The sequence below is a fragment of the Acinetobacter sp. 228 genome (assembly GCF_048147885.1).
Map to the genome: position 1 here is coordinate 77,246 of NZ_JAYWYV010000010.1, position 22,625 is coordinate 99,870.

Here is a 22,625-nt window from a genome sequence, read left to right on the forward strand (position 1 = left end):
AATATTCATGAAGAATTGGTTACAGGACAGTATATGACAGCGGTGTCGAGTGCCTATGCACAGCGCTTAATAATGACATTATTTTTAGTCTCATTTGGGATTTATCTGTTTCTTGCAACAGTGACCTATACGCCATTTGATCCGGGATGGATGCACATTTCCAGTGATACACAAACCGTTTCGAATGCGAGTGGGGTTGCGGGTGCCTGGATTGCAGACCTTTTGTTTGGCTTTCTCGGTTGGGCAAGTCTGCTGATTCCTGTCTATCTGTTTATGGAAGCAATTCAGGTCTGGTGGCCGCGCAGCTTCCTGAACCGGCCATTTCGCTATGCTGCCCAATTCTTCCTGTTACTGACCACCTCAGCATTGCTGTTTTTATTTTGGCAAGTGCCTGCAGATACGCTGGATAATTCTTCCGGCGGTATTATTGGCTATGAATTAGGTCAGAGTCTGGAACAACTGCTGACTGTATATGGTGCAGCATTCTTCCTACTGGTGCTTTGGGTGGTATTATTTACCTTGGCGTTTGGGGTGAAGTGGAACAAGACCTGGAGCAGCCTCAAAGCAACGCCTGCTTATTTACAAGACCTGTTCTACCGTAATGTACCTGAAGGCATGTCTGATTTTGACCGTACTGCACCTGTTGCGAAAAAAGAGCCAGTCAATACTACGAAAAAAGTAGCGGTTGCAGTCACGCCTGCGCCTGAGCATCAACTGGTAGAAATAGATCCGGTGGTGCGTGATCAGGTGGCTGAACGTCTATTTGATGATTTTGCCGATAAAGAATCCCAGCAATCCCGGTTCGATGACGATATTCCTGAAAATGTGCAGCAGGTTGCTGAGGAGCCAGTCGAAACATTTAAAAAAGCACAGCAAGAGCCACCACAGTCTGATCGTGTGGTAGCAACAGGGCAGATATGGCGTGCCTTACATTCTACTGAGGATCAGCGCCATAAACAGGATATTGATGCCTTACTCAAAGCAGCCGAAGAGGAACAGCTTAACTCTTCTGTATCGCCTTTAGCTGCAGAACAATCTGTTTCAGCGCAGGCGCCTTCTCAAACCAGAACCACATCTGCGTCACATACAGGCCTGGACTGGGATGATGATGAAATCTTTGACGAGCTTCTGGCTGCGGTTCCACAGGGCAAGACAGCGACGGATGTGCATAGCCCATTCAATCCGGTAACGGCTGAAAAGACCTCAAGAATTGTAGAAGATATGGTAAATGTTGCTCCGGCTATGGCTGCTATGGCAACGGCACATGGGGTGAAAAATAGCGCATTACAGGCCGATCTGGATGACCTGGGTGATTTGCTGATTGAGGAAGATGAACCAAGGCAACCGGTACGTGCATCGAGTTATGCGCAATCTTCTGCTTTTGTACAGGCCCCGATTCAGCATCAGGGTTTAGAGCAGGCTACATCTGCCACTTCGGCCAGCAATGCTGCAGTCCGGGAAGCATTGTCCAAAGAAGATTTTATTGAAGCCTGGCATGAAACTGCTGGCAAGCCACAGGATGAAGACGAGTTTGATTTTGATGCGCCTTTAACTGATGCATCAGGACGTCCGATGTCACGTGCCATGCAGGTGGCAGAGCGCCGTAAAGATTTATCGCCGCTTCCAGGTCTGGATTTACTGGATGAAGTCGATCCAAATAAAAAAGTGAATTTTACCGAAGAGCAGCTGGCACGTTTATCTGAGCTGCTTGAAATCAAGTTGCAAGAATTCAACGTCAAAGCCAAGGTGGTAGAAGCACAGCCAGGCCCAGTCGTGACACGTTTTGAACTGGATCTGGCGCCAGGGGTAAAAGCCTCTAAAGTGACGAATATTTCGCGTGATCTGGCACGTTCGATGTCGATGGCATCGGTGCGTGTGGTTGAAGTCATTCCAGGCAAGCCGTATATCGGAATTGAAGTACCAAACAGCACCCGTGAAATGGTCCGTTTAATCGAACTTTTGACCATTCCCGCCTTTACTGATCCGAATAGTATTCTCTCTATGGCAATGGGTAAGGATATTTCCGGTAATCCGGTAATTGCTGATCTGGGTAAAGCGCCGCATATGCTGGTGGCAGGGACCACAGGTTCCGGTAAATCGGTGGCGGTCAACTCGATGATTCTATCGATGTTGCTGAAATATACCCCAGATGAATTGCGTCTCATTCTGATCGATCCAAAGCAGCTGGAACTGGCAAACTATAATGATATTCCACATTTGTTGACGCCTGTAGTCACCGATATGAAAGATGCGGTCAGCGCATTGAACTGGTGTGTCAATGAGATGGAACGTCGTTATAAGCTGATGTCTTTCCTGAAAATCCGTAAACTGAGCGACTATAACCGCAAGGTGGAAGAGGCGATTGCCAATGGTGAAGACCTGATCGATCCAACCTGGAAAGCTAGCGATTCTGTTGTGGGTGAGCGTGCGCCGCGTTTGACGCCGTTGCCTTCTATTGTGATTGTCGCGGATGAGTTCGCGGATATGATCATGCAGGTGGGTAAAAAAGCCGAAGAAATGATTACCCGTCTGGCACAAAAATCACGTGCGGCCGGTATTCATTTGCTGCTTGCGACCCAGCGTCCCTCAGTAGATGTAATCACCGGTTTGATCAAAGCCAATATTCCAACACGTGTCGCATTGCGGGTTAACTCCAAGATCGACTCGCGTACTATTCTGGATGCGGGTGGTGCAGAAGACTTGCTCGGTCACGGTGACATGCTGTTCTTGGGTCCGGGTAAAATCGAACCTGAGCGTGTGCATGGCGCTTTTATTGCCGATGACGAAGTCAACCGGATCTGTGATGCATGGCGTGAACGTGGTTCACCAAATTATGTCGACGAGATCCTGACGCCATTTGATGAAGAGCCATCGAGCCGTGGTTTTGAAGACGGTGGCGACGGTGGATCAGACCGCGATGCGCTGTATGACCAGTGTGTTGCTTTTGTTTTGGAAACCCGTAAGGCTTCTACTTCATCCTTGCAACGTAAATTCAGTCTGGGCTATAACCGTGCTGCACGGATCATCGACCAGATGGAAGAAAACGGCATTGTCAGTGGTATGGGTGCTAATGGCAAACGCGAGATTCTGGTTTAGTAGTCTAGCTTCAATAAAAAAGCCTGCTTTGAAAGCAGGCTTTTTTATGTATTTTTGACTCAGGCAAACTTTGCCAAGACATCCAGAAACTCGGCACTTTGACGTGGGTAGGTGGCAATCACGTCATGAATGCGTTGGCCTTCCGGATTGGTTGCATTGACATTGCGGCCATCAGCAACAAATTTCGTCAACAGGCGTTCATAATCGAATGGACGCATATGTTTGAAAGCATGATACAGCACATGAAAATCCGCATTAACACCTGCAGGAGGAAGCTGGTTCAGGTAGGCAAATACACGCTCATCTGACCATTCTTCGTTAAAAGTTGCTGGTTGAGATAATGCCATCGCAATTTCCTTGATCTAATGTAGTTTTTTCGGCATGAAAAAAGGCAAAATATGAGTACGCAAGTGACAATGTCTTTAAAACGACGTTGTCTAGGCGAAGTCTCGTTACTCGTCTTGCGACTGGGTAAAGCAGAGCTTTATGACCAGCCTACTCGAAGCAAGTTTCTCGCCTTGCGGCCGGGTAAAATAATACTTGGTATATCTAGCTTACTCGCAGCAAAGCTTCTCGTCTTGAGCCTGAACAAAGCAGTGCTTTGTTCAGGCTCATATTTTGCCTTGAATCAATTTGCTTGACCAATCAAAAATCAGATTATCGTTCTTCAGGTAAATTGATATTCATTTCAAGCATTTCAATATTGGCTTCCGAACGTACCGACATTTGAATATGCTGCTCATCGACACCGCGGACATAACGATTGACCACCTGCATGATTTCAGTCTTCATCTGGTCAATTTTGTCTTGGCTCAAACGACGACCCAAGCCTTGTTCGGATGCAACGATGACCTTCAAACGGTCTTTAGCAGTCCGTGCACTTGATGGTTTATCCTCGCCACTAAAAAGTTTACTCCAGAATCCTGCCATGTCTACGCTCCAAATAGTCGTGCTAACCAGCCCTTAGGTTTCACCTCGATATGACGGTAAGGACGCTCTTCTCCAAGGAAGCGCGCAACCAGGTCATCATAGGCCTGACCAGCTGCAGCTTCAGTGAAATTAATCACTGGCTTACCTTCATTCGATGCCTGTAAAACGCTTGGACACTCAGGAATAACGCCTAAGGTTGGTACACGTAAAATATCCTTAGAAATATCATCAATGGTCAGCATTTCCTGTTTATCGGCACGTTCCGGATTGAAACGGGTAATACACAGGTGCTTACGAATGCGACCTTCATTTTGTTCTACTTTTTTTGTTTTGCTATCGAGCATGCCAATGATACGGTCAGAGTCACGTACTGAAGAAATTTCAGGGTTGGTCACAATGATCGCTTCGTCAGCATGGTACATGGCCAAAATAGCACCACGCTCGATACCGGCAGGTGAATCACAAATAATATAGTCAAATTCCTGCGAAAGCTCATCCATTACGCGTGCCACACCTTCATCGGTTAAGGCATCTTTATCACGTGTTTGGGAAGCAGGTAAAATATATAAGTTCTCAATATCTTTATCGCGAATCAGTGCTTGTTGTAATCGTGCTTCGTTATTTAAAACATTCACAAAATCATAAACTACACGGCGTTCACAGCCCATAATCAAATCAAGGTTACGTAAACCTACATCAAAATCAATAACAACAGTTTTGTGACCACGTAGGGCTAAACCTGTTGCAAAAGATGCACTTGTTGTAGTTTTACCTACACCACCTTTGCCTGACGTTACGACAACAATTTTCGCCACCGAATCCACTCCTGTTATGGTTCAAATCCCCTGTTTAAAATGGGGTTTTTGGTGTTTATTTATACATTAAAATTGTAGAGCTTCAAATACAAGCTCTAGTTGATCATTCAAGTAAATATGCACTGATTTTTTAACCACATGAGGTGGAATGTCATCCGCCACACAATAGGTTCCTGCAATCGAGATTAGTTCTGCTTCGAGGTTATGGCAGAAAATGCGTGCTGCAGTATTACCGCCAGCACCCGCAATCAGGCGACCGCGGGCACTGCCATAGACATGAATGTTACCCGATGCAATGATTTCTGAACCGCTGTTAAGACCGGCATTGAGAATAATGTCGCCATTATGTTGCACAATACATTGACCGGTACGCAGAATTTCATCATGGTATGAGGTGATGTGGGCAACGATTGGAGGCGCAGATGTTTGCTCATTATCCTCTGCAGCAGGTTCTGGCTTAACTTCCACGACCTGCTCTTTGGTGGCTTTAATTTCTTCTAGCTGGCGGTCAGGTGGCAGTACCGGGAACTGAATGGCACGCGCCTGATCGCCAAGTAAGCCTTCAGTTACGGCCATAGGCTGTACATCCAGACTGATTAACAGCTGGATTAATGCAATGAGTTCCTGTTCAACTGAACTTTCAATGACTGCCAGAGTGCCGGGTGGAAATGCTGCTTGTAATTTTGGGCTAAGTTGCTGGCGGATTGCATCATGATCATTGGTATCTAGGCTAATGCGTATCGCATTGACCATTCTGCCTTTTATCCGTATATCAGCCATAATTCTTCCTTAAATACTTCTGACGTGCTGGTTTTGTGTCGAAGCAATGTTGTAAATAGTGCAAATCCTAGAACAAATTGCAGTAATTCTCTAGCGATCTCAGTTATTTTTTTATGCGAACAGAACCGGACGGTTTGATCCGATTCTGTACTTTAAAATTTACTTATCTATTGAGCTCTGATTTTGCTCATGTTCTTCTAGAATCTGTTGCCACTGTTTGACTTTTACCTGTTTTCGGATTGCTTCAAGTGTTTTAAAAACAGCCGATTCAACCAATTTATCAATATGTGGATTATGTTCAATCTGTATTTGGCTGATTTTATCTGAAATTAGGGTAAAAGTCGGATTTTCTTTTGTACCTGTATGGGTAAACGGCTCAATCAGGCCCTGAGTAATATTTTCGCCTAGGCGTTGACCAATACTTTGAATTTGCTGTTCAATCCGGCTGCCCACAATTGGAATCAGACGCAGCAGCTGAGTAAGTTCTGGAGTATCTTCAATCGCCTGATTAACCACTTGTCCAACATTTTTAGCGATCATGGAACGTTGAGCCTGTAGTTCCTTGCCTAAAGATTCCTGCAAGATATCTGCCAAGGCAATGGCCAGTAATTTACGGTGATGTTCCACCAAATCATCAATCAACTGTTTATGTGATGTGCTTGTGGTCAGTTCACGCTTGATACCGTCCAGTACGGTCAGGACCACCCGGCTGGAAAGCTCTTCCATCAGCATGTTGTAATAAAAATTGCCTTGGCGGTACCAGCGAGCGGGAATCACTTTATAACCATGGCTATGCAGGTTGTAGCCAATCGCCACTGCACGCAGCAGACGCAGAAAACGCAACTGCGGGAGAATGGCTAAAATTTCATACCAGTGCACAAAAGGGAAGAACCACCAGCGTCGATGATGACGCAGGACAATCGCAATGACCCAGCGTGCCAGTAATTCACAGATCAAGAAAGTGGTAAACCAGCCCTCGGTAATGATGACCCAAGGACGTAATTCAGTTTTATAAAACTGTAATATTTCAGGTAAACGAATGAAGTCAAACAACCAGTGACCAAAATCGCTCATTAAAATGGCATTGGCACTGAGACAGAACAGGTTGATGATAATTAAAACCATCATGAAAATGTCGTAAATCAGTGCAATTTTCCAGCCCCAAGTTCCTTTACGAACAAATTTAAATGAGCTGGAGGTAATGTCCGGGTTGTCGTTGTTCATAATTACTCAGTTACAGATCCGATCGGGGCTTGGGCAAAGTTCTGCTGCATTTGTGCGATGAGCTGATCTTTTTCAGTCCAGATCTGATCTATCCATTTCTGGAAACGTGCACGGTATTCAGCATCATCTTCATAATTGCCACCGAGCACCCAGTCAGGAATATCAATTTTTCTTAAATTTACCGCAATACGTGGCACTTCACCTAACCAGAATTCACCATAACCTGGAATGCCGTCAGGATAAACAATGGTCATATCGACCAGCGCATCAATTTTATCGCCAAGAATACTGAGTGCCAATGCCAGACCACCGGCCTTAGGTTTCAGTAAATAGGTATAAGGAGACTGCTGCTGATCATGCTTTTCCTGGGTAAAGCGGGTGCCTTCCAGATAATTTAACAAGGTAAACGGCTGACTGATCAGCTGTTCACAAGATTTACGTGCCTCTTCCATATCCCGGGATTTCAGCGCAGGATTTTTGGCAATCTGTTCCTTGCTATGTCGTTTCATCATCGGGAAGCCCAAAATTTTAAAGGCCTGACCAACAAAAGGAATAAAAATAAGTTCCCATTTGGTAAAGAAACGCGTCAGGGGCATACGGGATACGCCAAAGTATTGATTAACGGTCGTATCCACCCAGCTTTGATGATTACAGGTCATCAAATAGCGGCCCTGCATATTCAAATCCAGTGATTCATCTACGCTAATTTGCCATTGCGTATTTTTCAGCACATGTTCAATCAGCCAGTTGTTGACCCCTAACCAGCTATTAGTAATTTTGATATTGGTTTCATCTACTTTTGCGGATTTTTTAAAAAGTTTAGTTAAGCCCAAAGCCAGCACCGGGGGACCATGAAAAAAAGTACTGCCGGTCATGACTGAAGTGACCGTCAGGCCACGTGCCAGTTTTTTTAACGTCGGTTGCTTGTTGCTATTCGATGACATATCAGATCAGTCCCCCGAGATTAATCGCTTAAATTTTTTCATATTTTGAGTAATATAGAGACAGTTGAGCAAATAAAAAAGTCTGAATAGGAAACTATGAAGATATTGTGATGAAGTACCTTGAAATAGTTACATATAAACATTACAAAATATTACTAAACGATTTATTATTAACAAAAATTCAATGGTGATCCCATTCTATTTCATCCATTATCTCGCTTATACAACAAAGCATACAAAAGGAGGCATGCAATGCGTGCACTAGTAATTTCAGCAGCTGTAGCAGGGGCAGTAGCGCTTACAGGTTGTCAATCAACAGGGAATAACCTGGGTGGTGTTGAGTATGACAAAACTGCTTTAGGTACCTTGATTGGTGCAGCAGCAGGATACGGTATTTCTAAAGGCAATGCGAATACTAGCCGTCAAAACAACCGTGCTGCTGCTATTGGTGCAGTCTTGGGTGGTGCAACGGGTGTTTATCTAGATAACAAAGAGAAAAAATTACGTCAGCAAATGGCGGGTACTGGTGTAGAAGTTAACCGTAATCCAGACGGCTCTGTTGGCCTGATCATGCCAGGTAATATTACGTTTGATACCAATAAATCGAATATCAAACCGAATTTCTACTCAACTTTAAACAAGGTTGCACAAACGCTGACTGAAGACACCAAGAGCGGTATCCTGGTGACTGGCTATACAGACAGCACTGGTAATGACTCAATCAATATCCCGTTGTCTCAGGCACGCGCACAAGCTGTTGCAAACTACCTGATTGCTCAGGGCATTTCACCTACACGCATTAATGCGCAAGGACTTGGTTCAGCGGATCCAATCGCATCTAATGCGACTCCACAAGGCCGTGAGCAAAACCGTCGTGTTGAGCTAAGCATTTACGCAATCCAATAATTCTTTATGGATTGAACGGCGAATTAAAAAACCACCTTCGGGTGGTTTTTTTGTGCCAGAACCTTGACCATTAAAAACGTAATTTGCATTAGGCAAAGTGCTACAGAGATGACTATAATCGGAGCCGAATCTAGAAGAGGAAGCCGTATGTCACTCGCCAGTCAGTTAAATGACAAGCAACTTGAAGCCATGAAATACACTCAAGGACCCTTGTTAGTACTTGCAGGAGCGGGTTCAGGCAAGACTTCAGTGATCACGCGAAAAATCGCGTATTTAGTCAAGCATTGTGGGATTCCCGCACATCGTATTACTGCGATGACCTTTACCAACAAGGCAGCGCGTGAGATGAAAGAACGGGTCAGCAAATTGTTGACGCGTGAAGAAAGTAAAGGCGTTTCAGTTTCGACCTTTCATACCTTTGGCCTGAATATGCTGCGCCTGGAGTTGAAACATACCCCACTTAAAAATAATTTCTCGATTCTGGATGCAGATGACTGCAAGCGCATTCTGATGGATTTGATGCAGCGTGATAATTTGTCCGGTGCGGAAAGCAAAGAACTGATTGCCAAAGCCATGAAAATGATCTCGGACTGGAAAAATGATCTCATTCCACCCGAGCAGGCGCACACCACCTGTGAAACGGCCGAAGATGTCCAGTTTGCGCATCTATATCAGCTCTATGAGCGCAATTTGCGTGCTTATAATGCAGTAGATTTTGATGACCTGATTGTGATGCCAACGCGCCTGCTACAGGAAAATGCCGAAGTCCGTGACAAATGGCAAAACCGCGTACGTTATCTGCTGGTGGATGAATATCAGGATACCAACACAGCACAGTATATTCTGGTGAAATTACTGGTTGGCGTGATGGGACAGTTCACTGCCGTAGGTGATGATGACCAGTCGATTTATGCCTGGCGTGGGGCTAAACCGGAAAATATGGCTTTGTTGCAGCAGGATTTCCCGAATCTGAAAGTCATCAAGCTGGAACAGAACTATCGTTCAACCAGTCGTATTCTCAAAGCAGCCAACACGGTCATTGGCAATAATCCGCATATTTTTGATAAAAAGCTCTGGTCGGACAAAGGCCATGGCGAAGTGATCCGTGTGATTACCTGCCGCAATGATGATGACGAAGCAGAACGCGTGGTCAAAGACCTGATCACGCATAAATTGATGAACGGTAAAAGCTGGAAAGATTATGCGGTGTTGTACCGCGGTAATTTCCAGGCGCGTATTTTGGAAACCCATCTACGTCAGATGCAGATTCCGTATAAATTATCTGGCGGACAGTCCTTCTTCGCACGTGCCGAAATCAAGGACATGATGAGTTATTTGCGCCTCATCATTAACCCTGAAGACGACAGCGCATTCCTGCGAATTATCAATACCCCAAAACGGGCGATTGGTCCGGTAACGCTGGAAAAACTTGGATTATTTGCTCAGGAAAACAACCTGTCCTTGCTGGCTGCAGCAGCGGATCAGCGTCTGACCATGGCGATTCCGAAAAAGGCCACGACTCAATTGGCCGAATTTGCCGATTTTATTGAGGGCTTTACCCGCAATTTACTGGATGATGATGAACCGATACCGATCATCCGCCAGATGATGATTGAAGCCGGTTATATCGATTACATCAAGGAAACTGCAGCTACGCCGGCACAGGAAAAAACCAAGCTCGACAATATCGAGGTGCTCTACAGTAGCATTCAGAGCCTGATTAACCGCGCTGAAGATGTTGATGAAAAAAATATTGAAAGTGTGATTCGTAAAATGGTGCTGCTGGATATGCTCGAGCAGCAACAGGAAGAAGAGGACACCGATAAGGTCAACCTGCTGACCTTGCATGCGTCCAAAGGTCTAGAATTTCCTTATGTCTATTTAATCGGGCTGGAAGAAGAAATTCTGCCACATAAAAACTCGATTGCTGCTGAAACGGTCGAAGAGGAACGCCGTCTGATGTATGTGGGGATTACCCGTGCACGTCAGGGACTGACCATTACTCTGGCAGAACAGCGCAAGGCAGGCGGGCAGATGAAGCAGATGACCCCAAGCCGTTTCCTGGATGAATTGCCGGAAGATGAGCTGGAATGGTTAGGTCGCAAGAAAAAGCTGGCTGGCAACATCGATCCAAAATTACAGGCACAGCATTATCTGGATAATTTGCGCAACCTCATCAAACGATAAGGTGCAGCGCTGTCACTTATTTTAAATGAAACAACAGGAATGAATAAATGAAAGTTCAGGTGAAAGTCCTTGACTCGCGTCTCGGTCAGGAATGGCCATTACCCACTTATGCTACGACGGGTTCAGCAGGGCTGGATTTACGTGCGTGTGTTGCAGAAACTACGATCATTGAACCAGGCCAAACGATTTTGGTAAAAACTGGTCTAGCCATCTATATTGAAGATCCTGCATTTGCTGGCTTGATTTTGCCTCGTTCGGGTTTGGGCCATAAACACGGGATCGTGCTGGGTAACCTGGTGGGTTTAATTGATTCTGATTATCAGGGTGAGTTGATGGTGTCGGTTTGGAACCGTAGCCAGACTGCCTTTAGCTTAGAGCCGGGTGAGCGTTTGGCACAGTACGTGCTGGTGCCGGTAGTACAAGCTGAATTTGACCTGGTGAATGAATTTGAAGCAACCGAACGTGGTGCTGGCGGTTTTGGTCATACTGGTAAAAACTAAGTTTTAATAGTGACTTAAATGACTTACATTCTTTAAATATGATGTAAGTCATTTTTATGTTGTTGAGAAAATATTAATGAATGGACTGATTAATATGCATTTAAACATTCAAGTCTATTTTATGGTCAGATAGATTTATTTAAATTTATATAAATTAGCGTTTGAATAAGGCGATATTTAAAATAAATATAAGTAAATAATCGCTATTTGATTACAAGAATCCTATACTTCTAAAGTTGTTGATTATATTTTTATAATTGATTGTTACATTGAAATCGTTTAAAAATGGCTAGTCTTAAAACAAAAACAAATGTTTAAAGTCATTATGATGAAACCATCATTTTATATCTCCTGATACTAACCAATTGTGAAAAGAATAGTTTATGGGATCCCTAAAACATCCTCTCCCTTTACATATTTTTCGTGCTTATGACATACGCGGTAAAGCCAGTGTGTTGGGTGCGGGAATTATTGATGCAATTGCCCACGGTTTGGCACAGCAATATCGGGCTGCGGGACAGGTGCGTGTCGCCATTGGTTATGATGCACGGCTCAGCAGTCCAGCTTTTGCAGACATTATCGCGCGTATTTTTAAAGATTATTCACTTGAGGCTACTATTATCGGCTGTTGCTCCAGCCCAATGCTGTATTTCACTGCACGTCAGTTCGATGGCAATGGCATTATGGTCACTGCCAGTCATAATCCTAAAGAAGATAATGGAATTAAATGGATCATCTGTGGTGAGCCGCCCTGTCCTGATCTGATTCAGCAGGTGGCGCAGCTGGCAGAACCTCACTGTAGTCAGCAGTTGCTGACATTGCCGGAACAGCCACATCTGATTATTCCAGAGTTTTGTCTCCAGTATCAGCAGGTAATATTACAAGATATTCAATTAAAGCGACCGTTTAAAGTAGTGCTGGATGGCTTGCATGGCTCAGCTGGGCGTTGTGCCAATCTGGTACTCAGAAAAATGGGCTGTGAAGTAATTGCTTTACGTTGTGAAGCCAATGGACATTTTCCGGATCATGCGCCGGATCCTTCACAAGACAAACATCTTGAAACCTTACGCCAAACTGTCATGCACCAGCAGGCTGACCTCGGTATTGCCTTGGATGGTGATGGCGATCGCCTGGTTCTGATCGATGAGCAGGGTCAGATTATTACAGCTGATCAGTTGTTATGCCTGTTTGCCGAAATCTGCCTGAATGATTCGGTGCCACGCCAATTTGTTTATGATGTGAAATGTTCGACTCTGGTTCGAGATACGGTGCAACGTCTGGGTGGCGAAGCGGTGATGATCCGTACAGGTAGTTCCTTCTTGCGGACTTATCTGGCGCAATCTCAGCAGCAGGCGATTTTTGGTGGTGAATATGCCGGGCATTATGTATTTAATGATGGTCGTGGCTGGGGCTATGATGATGGACTCTATGCAGCGCTCAGAGTCATGGAGTATCTAGACCAAACGGGACAAACTCTGGCACAGGCCTTGGCAGCTTATCCAAAACGTCATGGTACTGAAGATCTTTATATTTCCACACATCACGTGCCTCCTGTTGAACTTTTAAACTTCGTTGAGCAGCAATCTGAAAGAATTAATGCGCAAATCAGTAAAATTGATGGCATACGTCTTGATTTTGAGGATGGTTTTGGCATCATTCGAGCATCCAATACAGGTGAGTATTTCACGGTGCGCTTTGATGCCAATAATGCCCAAGCTCTGAATGAGATTCGTCATCTGTTTGTAGCCATGTTGCGTGACCGTTATCCAGAGATCGCTCAAGACATTTTAGATGCTCAATAAGGAGAGGCGAATGCCAAATCAACAAACAGGCATCGACAAAGCACAGATTTTGACAGAAGCTTTGCCGTATATTCAACGCTTTGCGGGTAAAACCCTGGTGGTAAAATACGGCGGTAATGCGATGACCGATCCTGAGCTGGAAAGTTCATTTGCACGTGATATCGTATTATTGAAAACAGTCGGTATTAATCCGATCGTGGTGCATGGTGGTGGTCCGCAAGTCGATTCCATGCTGAAACAGCTGGGCCGTGAATCTGACCGTATCGACGGAATGCGTGTGACAGATCCGGCGACCATGGAAGTGGTCGAGATGGTACTTGGCGGTAGCGTCAACAAATCTATCGTGAACCTGATCAACCAGCATGGTGGCCGCGCCATTGGTCTTACCGGTAAAGATGGTAACCTGATCCGTGCACAAAAACTGCTGATGGAAAAAGTGGCTGAAGATGGTTCGGTTCAGCAAATTGATCTGGGTCTGGTCGGTGAAGTTGTTGGTGTAAAGACCGATGTTCTGGAAATGTTTACCAGTAGTGATTTTATTCCTGTCATTGCTCCGCTGGGTGTGGACGAAGCAGGCAATACTTATAACATCAATGCCGATCTGGTCGCTGGTAAAGTCGCTGAAGCTTTGGGTGCAGAAAAACTGATTCTGCTGACCAATATCACGGGTGTTCTGGATGAAAATAAAAATCTGCTGACGGGCTTGACCACTCAGGAAGTTGATCGTCTGATTGAAACCGGCGTGATTTATGGCGGCATGATTCCGAAAGTGGGTTGTGCCCTAGATGCCGTAAAAGGTGGGGTGGTGAGCGCACATATCGTCGATGGCCGTGTACCGCATGCAAGTTTGCTGGAAATTTTCACTGATCATGGTGTTGGTACCCTTATTACCAACCGTGTAAATCCGCATCGTTCATAATCGATTTTTTGTGAAAAAGAGTCTCTATGCAGGCTCTTTTTTATTTGGATTTCTTATAGCCAGCTATTTGAAATGGCAGGGACAGTCATGCACAATAAGCTTCTAAGTGAAATAAAGAGCTGAAATCAGACCATGTGCCAACTGCTCGGAATGAATTGTGCTACGCCAACAGATATTACTTTTTCTTTTCGCGGGTTTTCCCAGCGGGCAGGCATTACCTCTGATCATGCCGATGGTTTCGGGATAGCTTTCTTTGAAGATAAAGCCTGCCGTCTGTTTGTTGATAACCAGTCGGCGGTTGAATCTCCGATTGCTGAACTGGTACGTAATTATCCGATTAAATCCCGCAATGTGATTGCGCATATCCGCAAAGCCACGCAAGGTAAAATCAATCTGGAAAATTCCCATCCTTTTAGCCGCGAACTCTGGGGCCGGCAATGGATTTTTGCTCATAATGGTGATTTGCATGATTATTTCCCCGCACTAAGTGGACGTTTCACTCCAGTAGGGAATACGGATAGCGAGCGGGCTTTTTGCTATCTGCTGGACCAGTTAGTGAAACGTTTTGGCTATCATGAACCAAAACTGGATCAGGTTTTTGATCTGCTGGCCGAAATTTCACCTGGAATCGCGGAACATGGTACCTTTAATTTCTGCCTGTCGAATGGTCAGGCGCTATTTAGCTATGCGATTACCAAACTCCACTGGCTGGTACGTGAATACCCGTTTAGACCGGCGCAGCTCATCGATATTGATGTCGAAGTAGACTTTAGTCAGGTCACCACACGTGAAGACCGTGTGGCAGTCATTACTACTGAACCTTTGACCCAGAATGAAGAATGGACAGCCTTTCAGCCCGGTGAAATGATCCTGTTTCAACATGGGGCGAAAGTGCGTTCTCAAGTGACGCATGTCGAACGTTTGGAACGTGAACGGCTGGATCCTTCCCTAAAACGCATCACGCGCGCTGACCAATATTAAAAATTGCATCAAGACGGAGTTTAAACTCCGTTTTTATATTAAAAAATAGAGAAAAATTTAAGAATAAATAATGGTTTAACACTCATTTTTGGTTAATTAATATCTTAGCTTTTTACTCAAGATAAATTATTTTTAACTATATATAACAGAAACTTAAAATGAAAATACCGGCTTTGGGCTGAAAGCCGACTAATTTGCTTCATTTTTATTTGAATCAATAAGCTATATGCTCATTTTCACGTTATAAGTCCTTAATATTTCTAGGTGGTCGTATGAAAATGAAATGGGTCCCAGATTATAATACTGGTATCGATGTGATTGACGATCAGCACAAACGAATTCTCGATTATATCAACGAAATTGATGGAATCGATGCAAATACCGAACGTGCCCGTATTAAACAGATTCTTGACAATATTATTGATTATACCCAGTCACATTTTACCTTTGAAGAATCTCTTCAGGAAGAAGCCGGGTATAAATACCGGGTGCCGCATAAACGTGTGCATGATCTGTTTATTAAGAAAATTGAATCTTATCGTGACCGTTTTGAACTAGGGCAGTCAATTGAAAATGAACTGCATGAAGTATTATCGAAATGGCTCATTAACCATATTCAGCATGATGATGCCGATTATGTGGGTGCAGTCAAAGAAAATATGATGGGTATCATTAAAGAAAAAGAACAGAAAAAAGGTAAAAACTGGTTCGCCCGGTTTTTCTCATAATAAAAAATTTCAGCAAATAAAAAGAATTAAAATTTAATTATAAATTTGGCGCAGCAAATCATCCTCATGGTGGTTTGCTTTTTGTTTTTGATTTTCACTGCTTCACAAGGCAAAATAGCGCTAGATTTTTATAGGAATGCATCATGCAGGACAATGCTATGTCAAAATGGTTATCGCCGCTGATGGCTTTCTGTCTATCGTTTATTATCATCGCGACACTCGCACCGATAACCGGTATACAGATTGAACGTCAGCTGGATTTCTGGATGCTCTGGTTAGCCACCATGCTGATTCTGGCGCTTCCAGTCTGCTACTTGGAAATTGCTTTGGCCAAGCGCTCCAAAACGACGCCATTACAGGCGCTGTCGTCGCTGACCCGTGAAGCTGATGCGTCACAGAAATGGCGTATTGTCGGCTGGTTAAGTGTGATTTTTATTCCGTTTTTGGCAGGTGCAATGCTGAATAATGCCAGTAATGTTCTGGCAGTAGCGGCCCTTGATCTTGCACCAAATCTTTTGTTAAGTGGATTGGCAATCGTGTCGCTAGCCCTGTCACTGCTACCGCGTCAAATTCTGTTAGTAATCACCACGATTGGAGTGCTGGCATCTTTGATCTTGGCAAATGTAATGGGAACTGCGCTACCTGCATGGCAAGTTACGCCAGTTGAGTTTTCTGAATGGGGAAATGCAACGGTATTGGCACTGGTTGCAAGTGGTCTGGGCATGGGCTTGTACTGGCAATCTAGCCTGAACACTGTGCGACAACAGGATATCGCCAGCAAAACGGTATTGCCGATCTGGGTTGCGCAGTTAGTTGCTGTTATTGCATTTGCCTTCTTCGCAGTACAAGCGCAAATTCCTGCATTTACTTTGGTCACCGCCATAGTGGCGGCTGCTGCATTAATGTTGCAAATGGCACGTGAACAGCTACAGCAACGTCAGCTTCATCCTGTAGTGCAATGGGCAATTGTCGCTGTAGTCACGCTGATCTGGGTTATTCCAAATCTAAGCCCAATTTTCAATGTGGTCTTACTCGTCTGGGGGCTGGTGATTTGTCTGATTTATGCACTGTTTGCCGGCTGGATTATGAAGATCAGTCATTTGCGCAAATCGATGAATTTCAGCTCTGAAGCGTTTTATAACATTTGGCGTATTGCAGTACGTGTAGTGTTGCCAGTTGGGATTATTCTGGCAATAGCCGCTGTTCTAGGACAATTCGTCTAATGAGTGAGGCGATGATCTGGGTGGCGTATGCGACGCCGCAACAGCAGTTTCATCTGGCTGTGCCATTTCAGCCCGGCATGACGGCACTGGATGCGATTGAGCAAAGTGGAATCCGTGAGCAGGTCGACTTGCCTGAACCGTTATCTTTAGGCATCTTTGGCGTGCGTTTGCAGGCTCATCAGCAACCACTGGTAGCAGGGGATCGGGTAGAAATATACCGGCCACTGACCATTAATCCCAAAGATATCCGGCGTAAACGTGCCGAGAGAAATCCGGTAGGACGTTATGCCAGAGGTAATCTTTTAAGAAAGCTGAAACCGTCTTCCGAGTGAAAAGCTGTTGTAAAGAACAGTGTACTCCATGATCTGCTCAATCAATCAACTTAATCAAAAAAGCCCCTGATGATTCAGGGGCTTTTTTATAAGGAACCGGTTATAGTGGCGGAGCATTTAAAATTGCTTCTTTTGATCCTGGTAAACCGGGTTGAGATTCCGGAATCGTTTCCAGACCTTCAATGCGTTCCACGATCCCAGACTGGTTAAAGTAGATTTTCAAATGCTGGCCTTGGGCCGCCGGGATCTTGGCTTTTTTCGCATAGGTCCCTGGGGTATAGTTATAGATGTAGTCCCAACGTAAAGGATTCAGGGGATCACTTACTGTTGGACTGCCCAGTAAGAAACGCACCTGTTGATGACTCATTCCCACCTGAATTTTAGCGGCTTGTGCCTTGGTTAAGGGAGTTCCTTGTGGAATATCTACTTTATAAACACCTAATGTCGAACAGCCGACGAGCAATGAAGTGACGAATAACGTCAGCATGATTTTTTGCATTTTGCTAAACTATCCCAAATTAATTATGATGCATTTGATCCAAGGATAGATCATACTGCATCTAAACTTTGTTGCATATTCCAACTTTGATTTTGTTGAGAGACCTTTTTACATGACTATTTCAAACCAAGATTTACGAAAAGCTGGACTGAAAGTTACCCTTCCACGAATTAAAATATTAGAATTACTAGAAAATTCAAGACAACATCATTTAAGTGCGGAAGATATTTACAAGACTTTACTCGATCAGGGTGAAGATGTAGGTTTAGCAACTGTGTATCGTGTGTTAACGCAGTTTGAAGCCGCGGGTATCATCGAACGCCATAATTTTGAAAATAATCATTCAGTTTTTGAAATTATGCAGGAAGATCACCACGATCACCTGGTATGTTTAAATTGCAGCAAAGTTGTTGAATTTATTAATGATACGATTGAAAAAGAGCAGCATGACGTTGCTGAGAAATTTGGATTTGAATTAACTGGTCACTCACTGAATCTGTATGGCTACTGCGATGCGCCTGCCTGTCAGGAAGTTTTCCGTAAAAAATAATTTGAGCGCTGGTTCAAACAAAAAAACAGGCTTCATGAGAAGCCTGTTTTTTTATGCCTTTACGATCATTAGCTCTGACCATCAAAAGTAATATTGGAATGCGCACGTAATAAGTGGCTGCCACCTTCTTCTGAGAGCTTGATTTGCAGACGCAGGTCGTTGGGTGAGTCCGCATGTTTCAGCGCATCTTTATAGCTGATCTGTTTGGCTTTATACAGATCATACAGCGCCTGATCGAAAGTCTGCATGCCCAGTTCACGGGAACGCTTCATCAGGTCCTTGATCTCATGCACATCACCTTTACGGATCAGGTCGGCAATCAGTGGTGAGTTAATCAGAATCTCAATCGCAGCACGGCGGCCATTGCCATCGATGGTTGGGATCAGTTGCTGCGCCACAATGGCTTTCATATTCAAAGACAGATCCATAAACAGCTGGTTATGCCGGTCTGCTTCAAAGAAGTGAATAATCCGGTCAATCGCCTGGTTGGCATTGTTGGCGTGTAGCGTGGCAAATACCAGATGGCCGGTTTCAGCAAAGGCAATGGCATAGTCCATGGTCTCGCGGGAACGAATCTCACCAATCAGAATCACGTCTGGTGCCTGACGCAAGGTATTTTTCAGAGCAATTTCAAATGAATCCGTATCAATACCGACTTCGCGCTGAGTAATAATACAGCCTTTATGCTGATGCACAAACTCGATCGGATCTTCAATGGTAATGATATGACCTTTGGAATTTTCATTGCGATAACCGACCAAAGATGCCAGCGAGGTTGATTTACCGGTACCGGTTGCCCCGACAAAAATAATGATGCCACGTTTGGTCATTGCCAGTTCTTTCAGAATTGGCGGTAACTTGAGTTCATCCATCGTGGGAATAACAGTTTCAATCCGGCGCAGCACCATCCCCGGTTCATCACGCTGCTGGAAAGCACTGACACGGAAACGTGCGGACTTGTCCGGATTGCTGATCGCGAAGTTACATTCACGTGTTTCGGCAAATTCCTTACGCTGCTTTTCGCTCATGATCGAGTTCAGCAGTTGCCCCACAGCCGGCCCCGGCAATTTCACCGAACCAATGGGTAGAATTTGACCGTTAATTTTGATAGAGGGTTCGACATCGGCTGTGATGAACAGATCCGAGGCCTTTTTCTCTACCATGTAGTTGAGTAAGCCGTTAAAGTCCATGATAAAACCCCAATAAAATGAATTTTTTTATAAGAATGATTCAGGCTGTTTTGCTGCAGTACGGGCGACTTGCGGGCTGATAATACCTTTAGACACGAGTGTTTTCAGGCTTTGATCCATGGTAGTCATACCATAATTGGCACCGGTCTGGATCGCAGAATACATTTGAGCCACTTTGTTTTCACGGATCAGGTTACGGATCGCCGGAATACCAATCATGATTTCATGTGCAGCTACACGACCGCCACCATTTTTCTTGAGCAGGGTTTGTGAAATTACCGCTTGCAGCGATTCAGACAACATGGCACGAACCATGTCTTTTTCTTCGGCCGGGAATACATCGATCACACGGTCAATAGTTTTTGCCGCTGAGGTGGTATGCAGGGTCCCGAACACCAGGTGACCGGTTTCTGCTGCAGTTAATGCCAGACGAATCGTTTCAAGGTCACGCATCTCACCGACCAGAATAATATCCGGGTCTTCACGTAATGCAGAACGTAATGCTTCATTAAATCCATGAGTATCACGATGTACTTCACGCTGGTTGATCAGGCATTTTTTGGATTGGTGTACAAATTCGATTGGATCTTCGACTGTTAAAATATGGTCATAGCGGTTGTCATTGATATAGTCTAGCATTGCAGCAAGCGTGGTCGATTTACCTGAACCGGTGGGCCCTGTGACGAGGACCAGACCACGTGGGTATTCGCAAAGATCTTTAAAGATTTGGCCCATGCCAAGGTCTTCAATGGTCAAGACTTTAGATGGAATGGTACGGAAGACTGCACCTGCACCACGGTTCTGGTTAAATGCGTTGACACGGAAACGGGCCACGCCGGGAACTTCAAAGGAAAAGTCAGTTTCCAGATTTTCTTCATAATCGCGGCGTTGCTTGTCGTTCATAATGTCGTACACCAGTTTGTGTACTTCTTTATGTTCCAGTGCAGGCAGGTTGATGCGACGGACTTCCCCGTCTACACGGATCATTGGCGGTAAACCTGCTGATAAGTGTAAATCCGACGCACCATTTTTAGCAGAAAAGGCTAACAGTTCTGTAATATCCATAAGGTCCCCGAGTTCATTAAAATGTTATTTATTTTGCTAGAATAATAAGGCTTTCCCACAGCTTAACCAACACTTAGTTCACGAGCAAGGGAAAAAAATCCGGACGAAATGAGAACCCCATCAATGAATATGCTGCAACAGTCACGAAATCAGGTTTTAGCTCAGATCCAGGCCGCATGCACTCAGGCCAGGCGTGAGCCGGATTCGGTACAACTATTGGCCGTGTCCAAAACCCAGCCGAGTAGTGTGCTGGCAGAGATGTATCAGACAGGCCAGCGGGCCTTTGGTGAAAATTATTTGCAGGAAGCACTGGAAAAAATCACCGAACTGAAAAACCTAGAGATTGAGTGGCATTTTATTGGACATGTGCAGCGTAACAAGACCAAGCATCTGGCAGAAAATTTTGCCTGGGTACATGGAGTCGATCGCCTTATTATTGCCGAGCGTTTATCAAATCAGCGTGGAGATAATCAGTCCGCACTGAATATCTGTATTCAGGTAAATATTGATGGTCAGGATACGAAAGATGGTTGTCAGCCGGCAGAAATTGCAGATCTGGTGGCACAAATCAGCCAACTGCCGAATGTACGTTTACGTGGTTTGATGGTGATTCCAGCACCGAATAATCCTCAAGCTTTTGCTGATGCCAAAGCTTTATTTGATGTAGTAAAAACACAACATGCTCATCCTGAAGACTGGGATACTTTAAGTATGGGCATGTCTGGGGATATGACCGAAGCGATTACTGCGGGTTCTACCATGGTTCGTGTTGGCACAGCCTTATTTGGTGCACGGCCTAAAAAAGATGTATAAACTACTAATGTCAGTTTTTTGCAGCAAAGCGTTATCGCAGGGTATTGGATAACGCTTTTTTTCTGGCTGGTTCGAGCCATTTAGCCATCAGCCAGGCAAAAACTATTAAGCTGCACATGCTCGCAAGCAAGGCTAAAATTGCTCCGCCCAGACCATAGGCCAAAGTTGCCGGAATACATCCCAAAATAAATAATAGTAAGGGGAAATGGGTGACATACAAGGTATAGGAAAAGTCTGCAGACTGAACCCAAACCGGATGATAGTGACTGCGGTGATGTTGGAGTTGTACCAGCCAGCAACTAAATGCCAGACCCAGACAGAAATTAAAAGGGACAAAATTCACAGCACGGTATTGCTGGGCCTCATCAATCACCTGAAACTGGTAAGCATCAAAACAGGCGATTAGAAATGCTAAGCCGAATAGGGCTAATTTGACCGATTGTAAGCGGTTTAAAAAACGTATCTGGATATATCGAAATGAACAGGCAAAGGCACTAAGCCAGACCAGAAAATAAATAAAAAACTGGATGTTCAGTAATGATAGTATAGCCAGAACCATAAAAAATCCGATTTTGGCTATTTCCGAATTTTTTAAAAAAGGTAGGAATCCGGCCAGCACATAAAACCACACTTCATAGCTCAGGCTCCAGAGCGCAGCATTGGCTGAAACCGTTGGCGTCACAAAGCCATTTAAAAATAGCAGCGAACCAACAAATTCCATCATGTCTACACTATAGTCAGTCCGGATCATCATGCTAAAACTGTGTTGAAAAGCATGCGTGTGGCTGGCAAACAATAGTGGAGCGAGTAGATATAGAACCAGGGTCAACCCCATGGCAAACAGAAAGGGTGGTAAAATTCTGCTGCAACGCTGTCGAGCAAAACGGTGCAGATTGAACTGACCATACTGATGAATGTTGTGCTGAATCGAATAGCCAATCAGATAGCCACTTAAGGCAAAGAAAATCATGACTGCAGCCTGCCCAAGCAGGCGTATCCATGAATAAATGCTGGTATCGAAAGGCGCAATAAATGCCTGAAAGCAGTGACTGAACAGCACCACAATGGCACTGATCCCCCGTAGGCTCTCAAGCTGTAGGCTGAAATAGGGCGAGAGCGTGTTCGGGGCAGGGTGACTCAT

Annotated in this window: 22 protein-coding genes; 12 read left to right on the top strand and 10 right to left on the bottom strand. The window is 44.7% G+C overall.

The window, feature by feature from the left end:
• Positions 1-33: 33 nt before the first annotated feature.
• Positions 34-3,096, top strand: a complete 3,063-nt coding sequence (locus VXQ92_RS09525) for a DNA translocase FtsK (protein ID WP_416681224.1) — start codon at positions 34-36, stop codon at positions 3,094-3,096.
• Positions 3,097-3,155: 59 nt separating this feature from the next.
• On the opposite strand, the gene VXQ92_RS09530 is transcribed toward VXQ92_RS09525, so the two are convergent.
• The 6 genes from VXQ92_RS09530 to VXQ92_RS09555 form a co-directional block, all read right to left on the bottom strand.
• Positions 3,156-3,443, bottom strand: a complete 288-nt coding sequence (locus VXQ92_RS09530; RefSeq protein WP_064095798.1) for a PA4642 family protein — start codon at positions 3,441-3,443, stop codon at positions 3,156-3,158.
• A 310-nt stretch (positions 3,444-3,753) separates the two neighbouring features.
• Positions 3,754-4,026 (bottom strand): cell division topological specificity factor MinE, encoded by a 273-nt coding sequence (gene minE / locus VXQ92_RS09535; RefSeq protein ID WP_005096032.1) that lies wholly within the window; start codon positions 4,024-4,026, stop codon positions 3,754-3,756.
• Between the two features lie 2 nt (positions 4,027-4,028).
• On the bottom strand, positions 4,029-4,841 hold the full coding sequence (gene minD / locus VXQ92_RS09540; protein ID WP_064095797.1) for a septum site-determining protein MinD: 813 nt from the start codon (positions 4,839-4,841) through the stop codon (positions 4,029-4,031).
• Positions 4,842-4,907: 66 nt separating this feature from the next.
• Positions 4,908-5,621, bottom strand: a complete 714-nt coding sequence (gene minC, locus VXQ92_RS09545) for a septum site-determining protein MinC (protein WP_064095796.1) — start codon at positions 5,619-5,621, stop codon at positions 4,908-4,910.
• A 159-nt stretch (positions 5,622-5,780) separates the two neighbouring features.
• Complete coding sequence (locus tag VXQ92_RS09550) at positions 5,781-6,845, bottom strand: preprotein translocase subunit SecA (protein WP_416681226.1); 1,065 nt, start codon at positions 6,843-6,845, stop codon at positions 5,781-5,783.
• 2 nt (positions 6,846-6,847) lie between these two features.
• Positions 6,848-7,789: an acyltransferase gene (locus tag VXQ92_RS09555; protein WP_064101636.1), complete on the bottom strand. Its 942-nt coding sequence runs from the start codon at positions 7,787-7,789 to the stop codon at positions 6,848-6,850.
• A 252-nt stretch (positions 7,790-8,041) separates the two neighbouring features.
• Here VXQ92_RS09555 and VXQ92_RS09560 point away from each other — a divergent pair, with 252 nt between their 5' ends.
• From VXQ92_RS09560 to VXQ92_RS09600, 9 genes are all read left to right on the top strand, one after another.
• A complete protein-coding gene (locus VXQ92_RS09560) occupies positions 8,042-8,695 on the top strand; it encodes an OmpA family protein (protein WP_064095793.1) in 654 nt (217 codons plus the stop codon).
• A gap of 147 nt (positions 8,696-8,842) precedes the next feature.
• A complete protein-coding gene (locus VXQ92_RS09565; protein ID WP_416681228.1) occupies positions 8,843-10,882 on the top strand; it encodes a UvrD-helicase domain-containing protein in 2,040 nt (679 codons plus the stop codon).
• 47 nt (positions 10,883-10,929) lie between these two features.
• Positions 10,930-11,382 carry a dUTP diphosphatase gene (gene dut, locus VXQ92_RS09570; RefSeq protein WP_416681229.1) on the top strand — a complete coding sequence of 151 codons (453 nt, stop codon included), beginning with the start codon at positions 10,930-10,932 and terminating at the stop codon, positions 11,380-11,382.
• A 383-nt stretch (positions 11,383-11,765) separates the two neighbouring features.
• On the top strand, positions 11,766-13,184 hold the full coding sequence (locus tag VXQ92_RS09575; RefSeq protein ID WP_416681231.1) for a phosphomannomutase/phosphoglucomutase: 1,419 nt from the start codon (positions 11,766-11,768) through the stop codon (positions 13,182-13,184).
• Positions 13,185-13,194: 10 nt separating this feature from the next.
• A complete protein-coding gene (argB, locus tag VXQ92_RS09580) occupies positions 13,195-14,103 on the top strand; it encodes an acetylglutamate kinase (protein ID WP_064095790.1) in 909 nt (302 codons plus the stop codon).
• A gap of 132 nt (positions 14,104-14,235) precedes the next feature.
• Positions 14,236-15,084, top strand: coding sequence for a class II glutamine amidotransferase (locus VXQ92_RS09585; RefSeq protein ID WP_064095789.1), 849 nt, complete (start codon positions 14,236-14,238; stop codon positions 15,082-15,084).
• A gap of 272 nt (positions 15,085-15,356) precedes the next feature.
• Complete coding sequence (locus tag VXQ92_RS09590; protein ID WP_064095788.1) at positions 15,357-15,812, top strand: bacteriohemerythrin; 456 nt, start codon at positions 15,357-15,359, stop codon at positions 15,810-15,812.
• A 143-nt stretch (positions 15,813-15,955) separates the two neighbouring features.
• Entirely contained in the window at positions 15,956-17,035 is a 1,080-nt protein-coding gene (locus VXQ92_RS09595) for a hypothetical protein (RefSeq protein WP_416681232.1), read from the top strand.
• On the top strand, positions 17,035-17,367 hold the full coding sequence (locus VXQ92_RS09600; protein WP_416681234.1) for an RnfH family protein: 333 nt from the start codon (positions 17,035-17,037) through the stop codon (positions 17,365-17,367). The genes VXQ92_RS09595 and VXQ92_RS09600 overlap by 1 nt, the downstream gene beginning before the upstream one ends.
• A gap of 100 nt (positions 17,368-17,467) precedes the next feature.
• Here VXQ92_RS09600 and VXQ92_RS09605 read toward each other — a convergent pair whose 3' ends face one another.
• Positions 17,468-17,866, bottom strand: coding sequence for an outer membrane protein assembly factor BamE (locus tag VXQ92_RS09605; protein WP_064095785.1), 399 nt, complete (start codon positions 17,864-17,866; stop codon positions 17,468-17,470).
• A gap of 112 nt (positions 17,867-17,978) precedes the next feature.
• Here VXQ92_RS09605 and fur point away from each other — a divergent pair, with 112 nt between their 5' ends.
• The gene (gene fur, locus VXQ92_RS09610; protein ID WP_005096051.1) at positions 17,979-18,416 is read left to right on the top strand and encodes a ferric iron uptake transcriptional regulator; all 438 of its coding nucleotides are present in this window, start codon (positions 17,979-17,981) and stop codon (positions 18,414-18,416) included.
• 68 nt (positions 18,417-18,484) lie between these two features.
• Here fur and VXQ92_RS09615 read toward each other — a convergent pair whose 3' ends face one another.
• A complete protein-coding gene (locus VXQ92_RS09615; protein WP_064095784.1) occupies positions 18,485-19,606 on the bottom strand; it encodes a PilT/PilU family type 4a pilus ATPase in 1,122 nt (373 codons plus the stop codon).
• Between the two features lie 27 nt (positions 19,607-19,633).
• Positions 19,634-20,671, bottom strand: coding sequence for a type IV pilus twitching motility protein PilT (locus VXQ92_RS09620; protein ID WP_064095783.1), 1,038 nt, complete (start codon positions 20,669-20,671; stop codon positions 19,634-19,636).
• Between the two features lie 123 nt (positions 20,672-20,794).
• Between VXQ92_RS09620 and VXQ92_RS09625 the strand changes: the two genes are divergently transcribed.
• A complete protein-coding gene (locus VXQ92_RS09625) occupies positions 20,795-21,484 on the top strand; it encodes a YggS family pyridoxal phosphate-dependent enzyme (protein WP_416681237.1) in 690 nt (229 codons plus the stop codon).
• 31 nt (positions 21,485-21,515) lie between these two features.
• Here VXQ92_RS09625 and VXQ92_RS09630 read toward each other — a convergent pair whose 3' ends face one another.
• Complete coding sequence (locus tag VXQ92_RS09630) at positions 21,516-22,625, bottom strand: acyltransferase family protein (RefSeq protein ID WP_064101629.1); 1,110 nt, start codon at positions 22,623-22,625, stop codon at positions 21,516-21,518.